Annotated in this window: 15 protein-coding genes, 2 tRNA genes, 1 pseudogene and 1 riboswitch; of the genes and pseudogenes, 7 read left to right on the forward strand and 11 right to left on the reverse strand. The window is 63.2% G+C overall.

Features of this window, described 5'->3' with window-relative positions; all coding sequences use genetic code 11:
- A pseudogene (locus tag CBW66_RS19990) lies at window positions 1-216 on the forward strand (acyltransferase); the annotation flags it as partial.
- A gap of 30 nt (window positions 217-246) precedes the next feature.
- Here the strand turns inward: CBW66_RS19990 and CBW66_RS19995 are convergent.
- The 11 genes from CBW66_RS19995 to ybgC all read right to left on the reverse strand — a co-directional run bounded on the left by CBW66_RS19995 (window position 247) and on the right by ybgC (window position 6,546).
- Window positions 247-528 (reverse strand): type II toxin-antitoxin system RelE/ParE family toxin, encoded by a 282-nt coding sequence (locus tag CBW66_RS19995; protein ID WP_086139744.1) that lies wholly within the window; start codon window positions 526-528, stop codon window positions 247-249.
- Window positions 497-700 carry a stability determinant gene (locus CBW66_RS29810; protein WP_367301876.1) on the reverse strand — a complete coding sequence of 68 codons (204 nt, stop codon included), beginning with the start codon at window positions 698-700 and terminating at the stop codon, window positions 497-499. The genes CBW66_RS19995 and CBW66_RS29810 overlap by 32 nt, the downstream gene beginning before the upstream one ends.
- 143 nt (window positions 701-843) lie before the next feature.
- A tRNA-Lys gene (locus tag CBW66_RS20000) sits at window positions 844-919 on the reverse strand.
- An 89-nt stretch (window positions 920-1,008) separates the two neighbouring features.
- Window positions 1,009-1,084: transfer RNA gene (locus tag CBW66_RS20005), tRNA-Lys, on the reverse strand.
- A 67-nt stretch (window positions 1,085-1,151) separates the two neighbouring features.
- Entirely contained in the window at window positions 1,152-1,910 is a 759-nt protein-coding gene (gene ybgF / locus CBW66_RS20010) for a tol-pal system protein YbgF (RefSeq protein ID WP_086139745.1), read from the reverse strand.
- A gap of 135 nt (window positions 1,911-2,045) precedes the next feature.
- Entirely contained in the window at window positions 2,046-2,567 is a 522-nt protein-coding gene (gene pal / locus CBW66_RS20015; RefSeq protein ID WP_034759187.1) for a peptidoglycan-associated lipoprotein Pal, read from the reverse strand.
- A 43-nt stretch (window positions 2,568-2,610) separates the two neighbouring features.
- Window positions 2,611-3,888 (reverse strand): Tol-Pal system beta propeller repeat protein TolB, encoded by a 1,278-nt coding sequence (gene tolB / locus CBW66_RS20020; RefSeq protein ID WP_139841731.1) that lies wholly within the window; start codon window positions 3,886-3,888, stop codon window positions 2,611-2,613.
- Complete coding sequence (tolA, locus tag CBW66_RS20025; RefSeq protein WP_086139746.1) at window positions 3,885-4,904, reverse strand: cell envelope integrity protein TolA; 1,020 nt, start codon at window positions 4,902-4,904, stop codon at window positions 3,885-3,887. Before tolA ends, tolB begins: the two co-directional genes overlap by 4 nt.
- 48 nt (window positions 4,905-4,952) lie before the next feature.
- The gene (locus CBW66_RS20030; protein ID WP_230492162.1) at window positions 4,953-5,393 is read right to left on the reverse strand and encodes an ExbD/TolR family protein; all 441 of its coding nucleotides are present in this window, start codon (window positions 5,391-5,393) and stop codon (window positions 4,953-4,955) included.
- 15 nt (window positions 5,394-5,408) lie between these two features.
- Window positions 5,409-6,098, reverse strand: a complete 690-nt coding sequence (gene tolQ, locus CBW66_RS20035) for a protein TolQ (protein WP_046682323.1) — start codon at window positions 6,096-6,098, stop codon at window positions 5,409-5,411.
- A 46-nt stretch (window positions 6,099-6,144) separates the two neighbouring features.
- Window positions 6,145-6,546 carry a tol-pal system-associated acyl-CoA thioesterase gene (ybgC, locus tag CBW66_RS20040; RefSeq protein ID WP_086139747.1) on the reverse strand — a complete coding sequence of 134 codons (402 nt, stop codon included), beginning with the start codon at window positions 6,544-6,546 and terminating at the stop codon, window positions 6,145-6,147.
- 313 nt (window positions 6,547-6,859) lie between these two features.
- A riboswitch (ZMP/ZTP riboswitch) is annotated at window positions 6,860-6,984 on the forward strand.
- 111 nt (window positions 6,985-7,095) lie between these two features.
- Here ybgC and glyA point away from each other — a divergent pair.
- From glyA to CBW66_RS20070, 6 genes are all read left to right on the forward strand, one after another.
- The gene (glyA, locus tag CBW66_RS20045; RefSeq protein ID WP_058050318.1) at window positions 7,096-8,343 is read left to right on the forward strand and encodes a serine hydroxymethyltransferase; all 1,248 of its coding nucleotides are present in this window, start codon (window positions 7,096-7,098) and stop codon (window positions 8,341-8,343) included.
- Between the two features lie 143 nt (window positions 8,344-8,486).
- Entirely contained in the window at window positions 8,487-8,948 is a 462-nt protein-coding gene (gene nrdR / locus CBW66_RS20050; protein WP_034759169.1) for a transcriptional regulator NrdR, read from the forward strand.
- 240 nt (window positions 8,949-9,188) lie between these two features.
- Window positions 9,189-9,758, forward strand: coding sequence for a type IV pilus modification protein PilV (gene pilV, locus CBW66_RS20055; protein ID WP_086139761.1), 570 nt, complete (start codon window positions 9,189-9,191; stop codon window positions 9,756-9,758).
- Window positions 9,755-10,732 carry a PilW family protein gene (locus CBW66_RS20060; RefSeq protein ID WP_086139748.1) on the forward strand — a complete coding sequence of 326 codons (978 nt, stop codon included), beginning with the start codon at window positions 9,755-9,757 and terminating at the stop codon, window positions 10,730-10,732. Before pilV ends, CBW66_RS20060 begins: the two co-directional genes overlap by 4 nt.
- Before the next feature lie 54 nt (window positions 10,733-10,786).
- Window positions 10,787-11,455 (forward strand): PilX N-terminal domain-containing pilus assembly protein, encoded by a 669-nt coding sequence (locus CBW66_RS20065; RefSeq protein ID WP_268992707.1) that lies wholly within the window; start codon window positions 10,787-10,789, stop codon window positions 11,453-11,455.
- Window positions 11,452-15,333, forward strand: a complete 3,882-nt coding sequence (locus CBW66_RS20070; protein WP_086139749.1) for a pilus assembly protein — start codon at window positions 11,452-11,454, stop codon at window positions 15,331-15,333. Before CBW66_RS20065 ends, CBW66_RS20070 begins: the two co-directional genes overlap by 4 nt.
- Window positions 15,334-15,341 lie beyond the last annotated feature (8 nt).

A 15,341-nucleotide genomic window follows, 5' to 3' on the forward strand; every position in this document is an offset into this window, starting at 1 on the left:
CTCGTGCACTTCCCCGTCAGCCTGTTGGTGAATGCCTTGTTTATCACATATGTGCCGCTCGAACCGGAGTGGCAGGCGCTGGGCATGCTGACGGCCTGGGGCGCCAGCCTGGCGGCCGGTGCCGCGTTTTACCGCTGGGTGGAAGTGCCGCTGGGGCGGGTGGTGGGCGGTGTGGTGGCGCAGTTGGCCGGGAGGCCGGCGTTGGTGTCGCGTTAACGACTGGTTTTCGATATGCGGGGAAGGGGCTCAGGGATATAGTTGCCGTGTATGCATGACGGCAAGAATTTCTATTGCGCTTGCTTCAACGCGATATACGACGACATAGTTTGGGTGAGCAAGCAGTTCCCGCGTGCCGGCAACTCTTCCGGTTCGGTATAAATGTGGATGATTTGGAAGTTGGGAGATGGCGTTGTCGATGTCGTTGTAAAGCTGAAGTGCTGCCGGCCGGTTGCGCTGTGCGATGTAAGCGAGGATCGCGGTCAAATCATCCTGCGCTTCAGCCTTCCATCGAATCGGCGGCATGGTCATCAGGCCGGGCTGCGACGATTTTCCTCAGTTGCGCCATAACCGTCTCATGTGGACGGGGGGGGCGGTCATCATTGAGTGACGCCAACACCTTGGCGCGAAACCAGTGGTCATAGGTTTCGGCTGCTTCCGCTGTCGCAAATTCGGACATGGTCGAGGATGGAGTCGTATGCATGATTGTCTGATTATATGACAGTCCGGCGCAGGTGCATCGCAGGTGGCAAGGTGTTTGATGTGTGCCAGGGGCGGCATTCCGTGCAAGCGATGCGGCCAAAAACAAAAAAGCCAACCGCGAACGGTTGGCTTTTCTGAAGTATTTGGTAGGCCGTGCGGGATTCGAACCTGCGACCAACGGATTAAAAGTCCGCTGCTCTACCAGCTGAGCTAACGACCCAAAAACTTTTCACAACAACTTCGGTAACACTGTGCCGTAAAAAAATGCTTGCTATAACAACTCGCAAGCAGATCAGTACTGCGTATTCGTGGTAGGCCGTGCGGGATTCGAACCTGCGACCAACGGATTAAAAGTCCGCTGCTCTACCAGCTGAGCTAACGACCCGAAGAAGAAAGATTATAGGGGGTGCCCGGGATTCTGTCAAACCTAACGGGCAACTTTTTCCCCGCTTTTACTTTTTGCCGCCCCGTTCCTTGGCGGCCTGGGCCGCGCTGGAGTCCGGGTAGCGCGAGATCAGCGCGTTCAGCGTCTTGGTGGCGTTCGGCTTGTCTTTCAGCTCCGTGTAGCAACTGGCGATGTTGAGCATGGCGTCGGGCGCCTTCGGGCTGTCTGCGTAGTGTTTCAGCACTGCCTGCTGGGCCGTGATGGCATTTTTGCAGTCGCGCTGGGCATAATAGGCGTTGCCCAGCCAGTATTGCGCGTTGGCTGCATACGCCGATTCCGGATAGCGCTTGACGAAGGCGTCCAGGGCCGTGACGGCGCCCTTGTAGTCGCCGGACTTGAACAGGCCGAACGCGGACTCGTACGCGCTTTGCTCGGACACGCCCACGGCCGCTTCCTGGCCGTCGATGGTGACCTGGCGCGGCTCCAGCTTGCGCAGGCGCGCGTCGATGTCGGTGTAGAAATCCTTCTGGCGCTTTTGCACATTCGCCAGGTCGTTGCCCAGCACTTCGATCTGGCCGCGCAGGCGGGCGATCTCTTGCATCGTCTGGTCGTGCTGGTTGATCAGGCTCAGGGTGCTGGTCTTGTCCGCCTTGGCGTCGATGCGGCCGTTCAGGTCGCGCGCCATCGCGTCGACCTTGGCGCGCAGCTCCAGGATGGCTTTGCGTGCTTCGTCGTCGTCGAACAGGGCGGCGTTGGCGTGCAGGGGCAGGTAGGCAAACGCGGCCATCAAGGCGGCGGCGACGCCGGCTTTCGAGAATGTCATCATGGGTCGGGCTTTCTAAGGTTACGCAAAACATGCAAACGGGGCGCCGGGCGGTGAATCACCGCGCTGCGCCCCATTATTATGCCTATGACTGGCCAGTTAGGTAAGCGCCAATGCTGCTGCGCTCACCCGTCAACATCAATAAACGATGTCAGCGCGGCGGTTTTCAGCCCATGCTGCTTCGTTGCTGCCTTGTGCTTTAGGCTTTTCTTTGCCCAGCGACACGGCTTCCATTTGGCCTTCTGGCACGCCCAGGGCAGCCATCGACTTGCGCACGGCTTCAGCACGTTTCTGGCCCAGGGCCAGGTTGTACTCAGCGCCACCGCGTTCATCGGTGTTACCTTGGATCAGGATCTTGCGCGATGGGGTTTTCACCAGGTAAGCAGCGTGGTTTTGCACGACTGGGGTGTCCGCTTCGCGCACGACGTATTTGTCGAAGTCGAAGTAGATGCTGCGGTTAGCCAGCACGCCTTTTGGATCGTCCAGTGGGTCGACCGATGCGGTCGTTACTGGCTGAACTTGACGGGTGTCAACTGGAGCGGCGACTTTTTCAGGAGCGCGCTCAACCACTGGGGTTTCTGCTACTTTGACTGGGGTGCTGCAGGCGGACAGCAGAGCTGCGGTAGCGGCGATGAAAGCCAAACTTTTAAAGTTACTCATTTTTATTCTCCGGGTCATGGTTAAAGGTGAAACTGTACAGCACTTACTTCATAAAAGGACCCCAGGTGGGCTCCTTGATATTGCCAGCTTGCGTAGTCAAACGCTGTTTGACGCGGCCATCCACCGATACCACTGCCAGCGACTTGCGTCGTCCGGATTCGGTCGCGTACATGATATATTTCCCGTTGGGCGAAAAGCTCGGTGATTCGTCGTTGGCGGTGTCCGACAGGCGCAGTTCCTGGCCACTAGCCAGGTCGAGCGCGTAGAGCTGGAAATTGCCGTCGCGACGGGAAATATAAGCGAGTGTCTTCCCGTCGGACGAGATCCGCGGGCTGATGTTGTAGGAGCCGCCAAACGTCACGCGCTTGGCTTCGCCACCGCTGCTCGACATGCGGTAGATCTGTGGTCCGCCGCTGCGATCGCTGGTGAAGTAAATGCTTTGGCCATCGGCCGAGAATTGGGGTTCCGTATCGATGCCGCTGCTGGTGCTGACGCGGCGCAAGCCGCTGCCGTCGGCATTGACGGTGTAGACCTGGGTATGGCCATCGCGCGACAGGGCCACGGCCAGGCGCGAGCCGTCCGGGCTCCAGCTCGGCGCGGAATTGCTGCCTTTTTCATTCGACACGATGGTGCGCTGGCGCGTTACCAGGTTTTGCACGTAGACGATGGGTTTTTTCTTTTCAAACGACACATACGCGACCTTGGTGCCATCCGGCGACCACGACGGCGAAATGATCGGCTCGTTCGAGCGCAGGGCGACCTGGATGCCTTCGCCATCGGCGTCGGCGATTTCCAGGCGGTATTCGCGGCCCGATTGCGTGACGTAGGCGATGCGCGTGGCGAACGCGCCCTTGACGCCTGTCAGCTTTTCATAGATGTCGTCGGCGATCTTGTGCGCCAGCAGGCGGTTGAACTGCGGCGCGGCCGCATTGTTCATGCTGGAAATCTGCGCGCCCTTGATGGTGTCGAACAGTTTGTAGCGCACGTCCAGGCGGCCATCGGCCATGCTTTGCACGCTGCCGGCCGCCAGCGCGTCGGCGCCGCGCGATTTCCATTGTTCGTAGCTGACGGGCGCCGTTTCCGACACGGGCGCATCGGCGTCGATCAGCTTGAACACGCCGCTGCGCGCCAGGTCGGCCTTGATAATGCCGGACAGCGATTGCGGCGCCGCCGATTCATTGACAAAGCTGGCCACAGCCACCGGGATCTGGTTGCTGCCGATCCCCGTAATCTCCACGCGCAGCTGCGCCTGCGCGCCTGACGCTCCCAGCATCAGGCCGGCGCAGAGCACGACATAGCTCATTTTTTTCATGGTCATCATTTAGGCAAATCCTTCATCTCGAATATGAGTTCAATCTCGCGTTCCACGGTGCCGTCTTTTTTCTTCGGCAGTGGCGACGATTTATTAATGGCGTTTTCCACCGAGCTGTCATACGCCGGCAGGCCGCTACTTTTAATCTTTCGGACCGAAATAATTTCCCCAGTTGGCAGTTGCTCGATCTTGAACACGGCGCGCGGGTTGCCCGGCACGTCCGTGCTACCGCTGTACGCGATATTGCTCTTGATCTTGCTCGTCAGGGCAGCGACATAGCCGCTGTCCTTGCGCGGCGCGGTCGCTTTCGCGGCCGTGCCTGTCGTACCGTTGCCTGCCTGCGCCATCAGGCGCTTCATATCATCGGCACGCAATTTGTCGGCTGCCGCTTTTTCCGCAGCTGCTTTTTTCGCCTTGGCCGCTTTTTCCGCCGCCGCTTTTTTCTCGGACAGTTCTTTCTCGGCTTTTTCTTCCGCCGCTTTTTCTTTCTCTTTGGCCAGCTTGGCTTTCTCCAGCTTGTCGGCCTTTTCTTTTTCCAGCTTTTCAGCCTTGTCTTTTTCCTTCTGCTTCTGTTTTTCCAGTTCGCGCTTTTCTTCCTCGCGTTCCTTCTGTTCCTGCTTGCGGCGCTCTTCCGCTGCCGCTTTTTCCTTCTCTTCCTTCAGCTTGGCCTTCTTGCGTTCGAGGGCGATCTCCGCCTCGCGCAGGTCGACTTTCGGTTCGGGCGCGGCCACGGGCGGCGGTGGCGGCGGGGCAGGCTGTTCCACTTGCGGTTCCGGCGGCGGCGCCGGTGTCGGCTCCGGTTCCGTCGCCACTTCGGGCGGCGGCGCGGCCGTCTGCACTTTCATGTCCCACACTTCCGCTTCGACGGCGACAGGTTCCGTATTTTGCCAGTGTACGCCCACCCACAGGAAAAACAGCAGGCCAAGGTGCATCGCCAGCGCCAGGCCCAGCGAGGGCCAGCGGCTGCGTTCGCGCGGCACGCTGTAGGGCTTGCCGAGTACATGGTCGATTTGTTTGTTCTGCAAAGTCTAGTCTATCTAAAAACGGTCAAGTCTGGAAACAGGATGCTGCGCTTACTTGGTGGCCAAGCCGACACGGGTAATGCCCATCTTTTTCGCTTCCGAAATGAGCTGGATCACATCGTCGTACTTGCTTTCCTTGTCGCCCGCGATCATCACGGGATAGTCTGGATTGCTCTCGTGCAAACCGCGCAGCTTGCGCAGCAGGGCGTCGCGGTTCGGTTCCGTTTCCGGCGCCAGCTGTTCCTTGCCGCTCACGCCGATCGACAGCGAACCATTTGGCTTGAGCACGATCTGAATATAGTCATCGGGCGGTTTCGCCGACTTTTCCGCGTTGGGCAGGTTCACCACGCTGGGATTGTTCGACGACGGCATCACCATGAAAATGATCAGCAGCACCAGCATCACGTCGATGTACGGCACGACGTTGATCTCGGACTTGAACTTGCGGCCGCGGCCGCCGCGCATGCCGCCGCTATTGAATGAGGAACCCATGGACCTTGCTCCCTCTTAGCGCGACTGACGCTGCAAGATGTTGGAGAATTCCTCGACGAAGCTCTCGAAGCGGATCGCCAGGCGGTCGATGTCATGCGAAAAACGGTTGTAGGCGACGACGGCGGGAATCGCGGCGAACAGGCCGATGGCCGTGGCGATCAGCGCTTCGGCAATGCCGGGCGCAACGGCGGCCAGGGTGGCTTGCTGCACGTTGGCCAGGCCACGGAAGGCGTTCATGATGCCCCACACGGTGCCGAGCAGGCCGATGTACGGCGAGACGGAGCCGACGGAGGCGAGGAAGGCCAGGTGCGATTCGAGCACGTCCATTTCACGCTGGAAGGCGGCGCGCATGGCGCGGCGTGCGCCGTCGAGCACGGCGCCGACGTCCAGCGCTTCACGCGAACCGTAGGACGCCTTGCCCTTGATGAATTCGCCCATGCCGGCGTCGAAAATGCGGGCCAGCGCGCCGCTCTGGTCGCGGTTGCCGCTGGCGTTCTGGTGCAGCGCATGCAGGTTGCCGCCGGCCCAGAAGCTGCGTTCGAATTCGATGGTTTGCTTGCGCGCCTGGCGCACGGCAAACATCTTGCGGAAAATGTAGGTCCAGCTGGTCAGGGAGATCAGCAGCAGCAGGGCCATGATCAGTTGCACGATCAGGTGGGCATTGGTGATGAGCGCGAGGAAAGAAAGATCTTGTGTAACGTTCATTGGCAGGCAGTCTGTTGGGTGAATTATCCGGGGGTGGCGGTAGGGCTCAGGTGGCGCGCATGCGGGCCGCGACCGCATCAGGCAAGGCGCGCGGGCGCAGTGCCGAGTCGACGCAGCCGATCTTGACGCGGGCCGTGTTGAGCAGGCGGTCGCCGCACCAGGCTTGTTGCAGGAAAACGATGGAGGCGCGCCCCATTTTTTCTATGCTTAAGGTTAATCTTACCGTGTCATCGAGCCTGGCTGGCGCATGATAGTCGGCGTTGACGCTTTTGACAACGAACATCGCGTCATGCTGTTCCAGCAATTCCTGCTGACCCACGTCGATGGCGCGCAGCCATTCCGTGCGTGCGCGCTCGAAGAATTTGAGGTAGTTAGCGTAATAGACGATGCCGCCGGCGTCGGTGTCTTCATAGTAGACACGTACGTTCCAGGTAAAGACTGAAGGCATGTTTATTGCGCCAGTAGTGAGATTGAGCAACATTTTACGCGATTTTTCTTCTTGTGACTGTGGGCGCTTGCTGGAAAGCCATGCAAAAGCTGCATATAAGTTGCACCGCAGCATTGTAAATCTGGCGTGTGCAATGGCAAGCTTCGTAACATACGCTTACATGCCATGGCCAGGTTTAAGTCCAGCTTAAGCGCCGCAGCCAGCGTGCGGGCGGAGCGTGACCGGCCTTAGCTGCGGCGGCGCGCGGCGATTATAGCCGCACGGTTGCATTCCTTGCTCAATTTGGGCACTTAACTTACAATTTGACTTCCATTACGTCTCACGTGACTGGCGAAAAGTCGGGCGATCTCCATGAGTGGCGATCGGCAAACCGGCGAAAGGTGGGCACCCACCGGGAAACGTGAGATTTTTCATCAGCCGTTCGCCTGGGTAGCCACTATGGAAAAGCACGAAGAGGCTGCCCGTCCAATGTTGTTATTCACTTAACGCCGGCTCCCCTCATTCGATCCAACCTGCCAGTACAAGCACCCTCATACTTGGAGTTTTTACATGTTTGCAAAAGATCACACCCTCGCCAACGTCGATCCTGAATTGTTCGCCGTCATTCAAAAAGAGAACACGCGCCAGCACGACCATATCGAACTGATCGCGTCGGAGAACTACACGTCGCCAGCCGTAATGGAAGCGCAAGGCTCGCAGCTGACGAACAAGTACGCCGAAGGCTACCCGGGCAAGCGCTACTACGGCGGCTGCGAATACGTCGACGTGGCCGAGCAACTGGCCATCGACCGCGTCAAGCAACTGTTCGGCGCCGAATGCGCGAACGTGCAGCCGAATTCCGGCTCGCAGGCGAACCAGGGCGTGTTCTTCGCCATGCTGAAACCAGGCGACCTGATCATGGGTATGTCGCTGGCCGAAGGCGGCCACCTGACCCACGGCATGCCGCTGAACATGTCCGGCAAATGGTTCGACGTCGTGTCGTACGGCTTGACGGCGGAAGAAGACATCGACTACGAGGCGATGGAGCGCCTGGCCCGCGAACGCAAGCCGAAACTGATCATCGCCGGCGCATCGGCCTTCTCGAAAAAGATCGACTTCGAACGCTTCGGGAAGATTGCCAAGGAAGTGGGCGCCTACTTCATGGTCGACATGGCCCACTACGCCGGCCTGATCGCCGCCGGCCTGTATCCGAATCCGGTGCCGTTCGCCGACTTCGTCACCTCGACCACGCACAAATCGCTGCGCGGTCCGCGCGGCGGCATCATCCTGATGAAGGCCGAGCACGAAAAAGCCATCAACTCGGCCATCTTCCCTGGCATCCAGGGCGGCCCGCTGATGCACGTGATCGCCGGCAAGGCCGTCGCCTTCAAGGAAGCGCTGAGCCCTGAATTCGTCGAATACCAGAAGCAAGTGATCAAGAACGCCGACGTGCTGGCGAAAACCCTGATCAAGCGCGGCCTGCGTATTGTTTCTGGCGGCACCGAATCGCACGTCATGCTGGTCGACCTGCGCGCCAAGAACCTGACGGGCAAGGAAGCCGAAGCCATCCTCGGTTCCGCGCACATCACCTGCAACAAGAACGGCATCCCGAACGACCCGCAAAAACCGTTCGTCACCTCGGGCATCCGCCTGGGCAGCCCGGCGATGACGACGCGCGGTTTCAAGGAAGCGCAAGCGGAAGAAGTGGGCAACCTGATCGCCGACGTGCTGGACAACCCGCATGACGCCGCCACCATCGAGCGCGTCAAAGCAGCCGTGAAAGTGCTGGCTGACGCGCACCCTGTGTACGCAGCATAATTATTTGTCCAGAATGTGTCATACGGAGTAAGATTCCGTATGACACATTCCTTCGTGCCCAAGGGCGCCCGGAGTGATTCGGGCGCCCTTTGTACAAGGGCGGTGATTTCCCGTAATTATTACTATAAAGTTGTAGCCAGCCCATGAAATGTCCATTTTGCCAGCACGGCGACACCCAGGTTCTCGATACGCGCGTATCGGAGGAAGGGGATGCCATTCGGCGCCGCCGCCGCTGCGGCAAATGCGACAAGCGTTTTACCACGTACGAACGCATTGAACTTATCATGCCGGCCGTCGTCAAAAAGAATGGCAGCCGGACGGAGTTCGCTGCGGATAAGTTGCGCGGCAGTTTGATGCTGGCCTTGCGCAAGCGTCCCGTCGCGGCCGCCTCCGTGGACACGGCCATCGCGTCCATCCAGGAAAAACTGCTGACCAGCGGCTTGCGCGAAGTCGATTCCGGCTATATCGGCGAACTCGTCATGCAGGAGCTCAAGCGCCTGGACAAGATCGCCTACATCCGCTTCGCTTCCGTCTACAAGAATTTCGAAGACCTGGCCGAGTTCCAGGATGCGATTGCCGAAGTGGGACAGGCGCGCAAGCCCTGACGTTCACCCGGGTGCTCTCCTTGTTGAAGGCGGGGCTGGTCATGCGCCCCGCTTCACCACGCCTGTGCTGGCCTGACAAGCGACCTGATCAATACCAACGCTGTTCCTCCCACCTTTCGCCGCACTGTTTGCGCTAACGCAGACCCGGCTTTTTGCGCGCGCCTATCTTGTAGCTGGGCCGCCTGTTCTTGCGACTCTTTCTGCGGAAGGGAGTAGCGCATGCGCAAGGGCGGTCGCACTATGTTTCCAGCGGGTGGCAGCAGCCTCGTCGAGGTGCTCGTGTCGCTGCTGCTGTTGGCGCTGGGCCTGCTCGGTGCCAGCATTTTGCAACTGCACTCCCTGCGTGCACGCCATGAGTCGGCGCTGTTGTCGGCGGGCGCGCAGCTGGCGGCCGGCATGGCCGAGCGCATGCGCGCAAACAGCGTGCTCATGAATGGTCCCGATGCGGGCAATCCCTACTTGAACGTGGCCTACGCGGCGGCGGACGACGCCGAAGCAGGCGGCGCCGCGCCGGACTGCTTTGGCGCTAGTGCCTGCGGCGCGGCCGAACTGGCGCAATTCGACATCGCCGAATGGAAGCAATCGCTGCATGCGGCCTTGCCCGGGGCGCGTCTGCATATCTGCCGCGATGCCTCTGCCTGGGATGCCGCCGCGCAAGGCTTGCACTGGGCGTGCAGCGGCGGCAAGGGCGCGCCCATCGTCATCAAGCTGGGCTGGCGCGGCCGCTTGCCCGATGGCTCGCCCGCCGTGAATGCGGCAGGCGAGTCGTTGCCCAGGCTGGTATTCCAGCTGGGCGGAGGCGGCGCATGAACGGCGTGCATGCCGCGTGGCGACGGCGGCGCGGCATGAGCCTCGTCGAATTGCTGGTGGCCCTGTCGCTCGGTGCGCTGCTGATGCTGGCCGCCAGTAGCGTGCTGCTGGCGGCCAGCGGCAGCTATGGCGACCAGTCCGCCAGCGCGCGGCTGGACGATAACGGCCGCTATGCGCTCGACACCATCGCCCGCGCCGTGCGCCAGACGGCGTACGTGAATTGGGATAGCGGCGCCGCGCCCGTCGCCCACGCCGATGACGACAGCGCCAATATCGCCGGGCTCGACGCGCGCAGCCTGGGCAAGAACAGCGCAGGCATCAGCGGCGCCTTGCCCGGTGTCCTGCATGGCAGCGATGTGCTGGCCTTGCGCTATTACGGCGCCGGCAAGGAAGAGGGCGGCGACGGGTCCGTGCTCAATTGCGCCGGTTTTGGCGTGGGTGCCGCGCAAACGGAGGCGCAGCGGGGCTGGAGCATTTTCTATGTGGTGCAGGGCGCTGATGGCGACGGCGAGCTGCGCTGCAAATACCGTGGCGCGAACGGCTGGGGCGCGGACGCCGTCATTCGCGGCGTCGACGGTTTCCAGGTGCTGTATGGCGTGGACACGGATACGCCGCCCGACGGCGTGGCGAACCGCTATGTCAACGCCAGCGCGCTCGACGCCTACGACGCGGCGCTGGTGCTGCAGGGAGCGGATGCGGCCGCGCGCCAGCGCGATTTGTATCGCCGCACGCACTGGAAGCGCGTGGCCAGCGTGCGCGTGGCCTTGCTGTTGCATGGCGAGGCGGGCCAGGCGGACAAGCTGGCGGAACTGGGGCCGGCGCAGTTCGACCTGTTCGGCAAGGCATATGCCGAGGCGCACGGCGCCGGCGACACGGGCGTGCGCATCGCGCGCGCGTCCTTGCCCGCCGCGATGCGCTCGCGGCTGCGGCAACTGGTGCAGACGAGCATCATGCTGCGCAACGGGCCGGCCTAGGCGGGCGGCGCGATGGCTGGCGCGGGCGTCCGCCGTTGCATACCTTGCGGGGCAATGCGTGGTGCGCCGCTTGGTGTGCCTCGCGGTGCGCTTCGTTGCATACCGCGTGTCCGCCACCGGGGCGCCACCCTCGTGTATGTGTTGTGCCTGCTGGTGATCGTCTTGCTGCTGGGCATATCAGCTGCACAGATAGCCTTGCAGGGCGAAAAGGCGGCACGCGGCGAGCGCGACCGGCAGATCGCGTTTCAGGCGGCGGAGGAAGCATTGATGGATGCGCAGAACGATATCGAAGGCTTGCCCGGCGCGCCGGGACGCAGCAGCCTCTTTGCGCCAGGAAGTGCGGCCGGGTTCGCGGACGGCTGCGGCGAGGGAGGCGCACTGGGCCTGTGCCTGCCCGCAGCCCCGGACGCGCCGGCCCTCTGGCTGAGCATGGACCTCGATGGCCCCGAAGGGGGAAGTGGCAGCCGCGCCGTGCCGTATGGCCAGTTTACGGGCGCCGTCATGCAGACGGGGCAGGGTTTCCTGCCGTCGCGCCGGCCCCGTTACCTGATCGAATTACTGCCGTTTCACCCGCCCGGCGCGCAGGCGGCGGCAGTGGCTGGCGGCCTGGCAACGGAAAGTTATGTGTACCGCATCACGGCCATCGGTTTCGGCGCGCAGGAAAGCACGCAAGTCGTGCTGCAAAGTTATTATCGCAAGCAGGCGGCGGGAGCGGGACCATGAGGGCTTTGTCGTTTGCTTGGCTATCCGCTTGGTGGTCCGCCTGGCTGTTGCTGATCGGCCTGGTTTCCCTGGCTTGCGGCGCTGCTGTTGCGGCGGCTTCTCCCGTGGCGTTGGCGCGGTCCGACGCGGGCTTGCCCGGCGCCAGAGTGCCGCCGAATCTGCTGCTCAACCTGTCGCTCACGCATGCGGCGGCCGCCGCCGCGCATGGCGGCGACTATGCGCCGCAGCGCGAGTACCTCGGTTACTTCCATGCGCGCATGTGCTACAGCTATCCGTACCGCAGCAAGGACGGCGTCATGCTGCCGGACTTGCGCGTAGCGACCGCTTACTTCTCCGTGCTGAAACCGGCCGACGCGCTGCACGGTTGCGGCGGTGATAGTTTTAGCGGCAACTTTCTGAACTGGGCCAGCGCCAGCATGCTCGATATCGTCCGCTATGCCCTGACGGGCGGCGACCGCGTCATCGACGAAGTGCGCAAGACGGTGCTGCAGCGCGCCTACCTGCCCGATGCCGACGGTCCCGTCGACTTCTATGCCCACCCGGTTTTTTTTCCGCGCAAGGTCTTGCACACCGGCGTGGCGGCGGCGACGCCGTTTGCGCTGGCGCAACTGGCCATCGTTTCCTGCCGTAATCGCCTGCTGTTCGGCGACGCCAGCGTGCCTCCGGGCGGCAGTTGCGACGCGCCCGGCATCGCCGCCACGCACGGCGTGTTCCTCGCGCGTGTGCGCGTTTGCGATGCCGATGAGGGGCCGCTGCGCGACGACCTGTGCCTCGCGTACGGCAAGAACTACAAACCGGTGGGCGTCGTGCAGCGCCTTGGCGGCAGGGTACGCGTGGGCGTGTTTGGCCATTTGAACGGCGTGTCCGCCAGTGCCAGCCCCGTGTATGGCGGCGTGCTGCGCGCGCCGCTGGCCCACGTGGGCCAGCAACGCTGGCTGGCGCCCGACTTTCTGCCGCAAGACAATGCCGGCGCCGAGTGGAATCCCGTCAATGGCGTGTTTGCCGTCCAAGGCGCGGACCAGGACGCAGGCGCTGGCGGCGGGGTGACCGCTTACATCAACGGCCTGGGCCGCAGCAATGCCGAGCGTCTGGGTGCGTACGCGAGGGCCGCGCCGCTGGCTGAATTGCTGTACGAATCGCTGCGCTACCTGCAGGGGCGGCAAGCAAGCGCCGCCGTGCCGCCCGCCACGGCCCCGCCTGCCATCGACGAGGGTATGCCGGTCGTGACCCCATGGACCGACCCGCAAACGGCCAATTGCCAGCGCCATGTCGTCGTCAGCCTCGGCGATGCGGGCATGGCAGGGGACCGCTACGTGCCCGGCAATGTCCCTGTTGTGCCTGCCTCGACCGGTGACCGCGCACGCGCCGCCGATGGTTTTGCGCCGCCGCCGTTCGATGCGATGGCCTGGATGCATGCGGTGGGCGGCCTGGAAAGCGGCGGTGCGCAGGGCAATCCCGCGCCACGGCCCGACCTGGCGGGACTGGAATTGCTGGCCGAAGGCGCGGGCGGCGCCAGCTATCATGCGGCGGGCCTGGCCTACTGGTCGCATGTGCAGGCGTTGCGTCCTGGCGGCAAGAACGATGGCCTTGCAAAGGTCGAGCACTACGCGGGCGACTTGCGCCAAGGCGACCCGGCCGGCGTACCCGCTGCCACTCCCTTGCTGCTGGCGGCCAAGTATGGCGGTTTTCTTGATGCGAACGGCGACGCCAACCCATTCAAGAGCGCAACGGGCAGCGCGTTCGATGAATGGAGCCTGGACGGCCGCTGGCCTACCCATTACTTGCCCGGCAGCGATCCGGCCGCCCTGATCGCGGGACTGCGTGCGGCCTTCGTCTCCGCCGACAAGGGCACGCTGACGGCGACGCTGCCGGGGCCGGCCCTGATGGCGCCGGCCAGCGGTACGGAAGAGGCTTACTGGTTCCACACGCGGATGCGCCTGGCCGATGGCGGCATGATCTTGTCGCGCAGCGCGTTTGCCATCGGCGCCGATGGCGCACTGCTTCCCGGCAAGCCATTGTGGACTGCTGGCGGGCAGCCCGAGAACATGCCGGATGGGCCATCTACGGCCTTGCGTCCCGTCTACACGCTTGACGCCAAGGGCGCCCTGATGCCGCTGGCCTGGAAGGGGCTCGATGCAGCACAGCGCGGCGCATTCGACGACGGCGATGGAAGAGGCGAGGCGCGCCTGGCATATCTGCTGGGCCAGCGTACGCACGAGGTGGGCCAGCCCGGCGGCTTCCTGCGGCGCAGGTCCGGCAGCCTGGGCGCGGCGCCGCACGGCAACCTGCTGTACGTGGGCGCGCCGGGTCTGGGCATGCCGGGGGCCGGCTATGGCGTGCATCGCCAGGCGCTGCTGCAGCGCCGGAAAATGCTGTACCTGGGTGCCAACGATGGCTTGCTGCATGCGTTCGATGCGCGCACGGGCAGCGAATTGTTTGCCTATCTGCCGCAGGCTCTGCTGCACACGGTACCAGCCGCTGCGAGCACTCACTACAGCCCCGGCCCGCTGCTCGATGGCGCGGCGGCCACGGCGGAAGTGCTGGCATCGGGACACTGGAAGACGGTGCTGGTGTCGGGCATGGGGGGCGGTGCGCAAGGCGTGTTTGCGCTCGACATCACCGACCCGATGCGTTTTGCGCAGGACGGTGTGCTATGGGAATTCACGGACCGCGACGACAAGCTCATGGGCAACGTGCGCGCGCGGCCCGCCTTTGCCCGCGTCAACATGGGCGGCAAGGAGGGCGCGCCAGCCTACCGCGATTTTGCCATCGTCGCCAGCGGCTACAACAACCATGTCAATGACGGCAAGGACACGACGGCGCCCGCATCGGCCGCCGCCATCTTCCTGCTGGCCCTGGACAAGGCGCCTGGCACGCCATGGGTGATAGGAAGTAATTACTTCCGCCTCAAGGTGCCTGTGGCCAGCGGTGGTGGTGGCGATGGCGGCCATGACACTGATGCGGTCACTGACGCCATGTCCCACGCGCTGGGCCCGCCCGCCGTGGTGCCGGGCGGCGACGGTGCGCTCGCGTATATCTATGCGGGCGATTTGCAGGGCAATATCTGGCGCCTCGACATGGCCGGCGGCCCGCCGTGGAAGGATGGCCAGGGGCGCAAGCTCGTGTTTGTTGCGCGCGATGCGCAGGGCCGGCGCCAGCCCGTGACGCAGCAGCTGAGCGTGGCGTATGCGCCTGGTGGCGGCTATCTGCTGCTGTTTGGCACGGGCAAACTGGTCGAAGCGGCCGATACCTGGCCTTCCGCCTTTCTGTCGCAGTCGTTTTACGCCGTGCACGACGATGTGCGGGCAACATCTCCCACGCGCAGCCGGGCCGACCTGGAACAGCGCAGCCTGGGCGAGACGGCGGGCGGCCTGCGCGTTGACGGCGCCGAGCTGCGCTACACGGGCAGCGACGCCAGGCGCGGCTGGTATCTCGACTTTCTCGATACCGCGCAGACGGGCGAGCGCAGCATTAATAGTCCCGTGCTGGCCGCCGGGAGGGTGTTGTTCAACACCGTCCTGCCGGGGCGAGATTCTTGCGCCAAGCCCGTCACGCGCCTGTACGTGCTCGACGTGCTGAGCGGTTTTGCCGGCGATGGCGCCGGTGTGGTGCAGGCGGGCGAGCAGACGGGACGCTTGTTCGACGGCCTGGCGCGCGCGCCGCCGCTGGCGCTGGAATTGAACAGCACGGTGGGCGCCGCAACGGCGACAGGGCGGGCCGAGGGCCGCAAGGAGTTGGCCGTGCTGCAACCTGGCTTGCCGGGCGCGGCCAGCGGGGCGGGACTCAAGGTCGTCAGCGCGCCGCTGCCTGCCCGGCGTCTCAGCTGGCGCGAAGTGGCGAACTGGCGCGAATTGCACGAGGCGGCCAAGAAGAAATAAGCGTGAGC

The organism is Janthinobacterium sp. GW456P (assembly GCF_002127655.1).
Lineage (GTDB): Bacteria > Pseudomonadota > Gammaproteobacteria > Burkholderiales > Burkholderiaceae_D > Janthinobacterium.

Excerpts from the sequence above, each read along its gene's own strand:
- CBW66_RS19995 (WP_086139744.1), bottom strand. The coding sequence starts at position 528 with ATGACCATGCCGCCGATTCGATGGAAGGCTGAAGCGCAGGATGATTTG.
- CBW66_RS29810 (WP_367301876.1), bottom strand. The coding sequence starts at position 700 with ATGCATACGACTCCATCCTCGACCATGTCCGAATTTGCGACAGCGGAA.
- ybgF (WP_086139745.1), bottom strand. The coding sequence starts at position 1,910 with ATGATGACATTCTCGAAAGCCGGCGTCGCCGCCGCCTTGATGGCCGCG.
- pal (WP_034759187.1), bottom strand. The coding sequence starts at position 2,567 with ATGAGTAACTTTAAAAGTTTGGCTTTCATCGCCGCTACCGCAGCTCTG.
- tolB (WP_139841731.1), bottom strand. The coding sequence starts at position 3,888 with ATGATGACCATGAAAAAAATGAGCTATGTCGTGCTCTGCGCCGGCCTG.
- CBW66_RS20030 (WP_230492162.1), bottom strand. The coding sequence starts at position 5,393 with ATGGGTTCCTCATTCAATAGCGGCGGCATGCGCGGCGGCCGCGGCCGC.
- tolQ (WP_046682323.1), bottom strand. The coding sequence starts at position 6,098 with ATGAACGTTACACAAGATCTTTCTTTCCTCGCGCTCATCACCAATGCC.
- ybgC (WP_086139747.1), bottom strand. The coding sequence starts at position 6,546 with ATGCCTTCAGTCTTTACCTGGAACGTACGTGTCTACTATGAAGACACC.
- glyA (WP_058050318.1), top strand. The coding sequence starts at position 7,096 with ATGTTTGCAAAAGATCACACCCTCGCCAACGTCGATCCTGAATTGTTC.
- nrdR (WP_034759169.1), top strand. The coding sequence starts at position 8,487 with ATGAAATGTCCATTTTGCCAGCACGGCGACACCCAGGTTCTCGATACG.
- pilV (WP_086139761.1), top strand. The coding sequence starts at position 9,189 with ATGTTTCCAGCGGGTGGCAGCAGCCTCGTCGAGGTGCTCGTGTCGCTG.
- CBW66_RS20060 (WP_086139748.1), top strand. The coding sequence starts at position 9,755 with ATGAACGGCGTGCATGCCGCGTGGCGACGGCGGCGCGGCATGAGCCTC.
- CBW66_RS20065 (WP_268992707.1), top strand. The coding sequence starts at position 10,787 with ATGCGTGGTGCGCCGCTTGGTGTGCCTCGCGGTGCGCTTCGTTGCATA.
- CBW66_RS20070 (WP_086139749.1), top strand. The coding sequence starts at position 11,452 with ATGAGGGCTTTGTCGTTTGCTTGGCTATCCGCTTGGTGGTCCGCCTGG.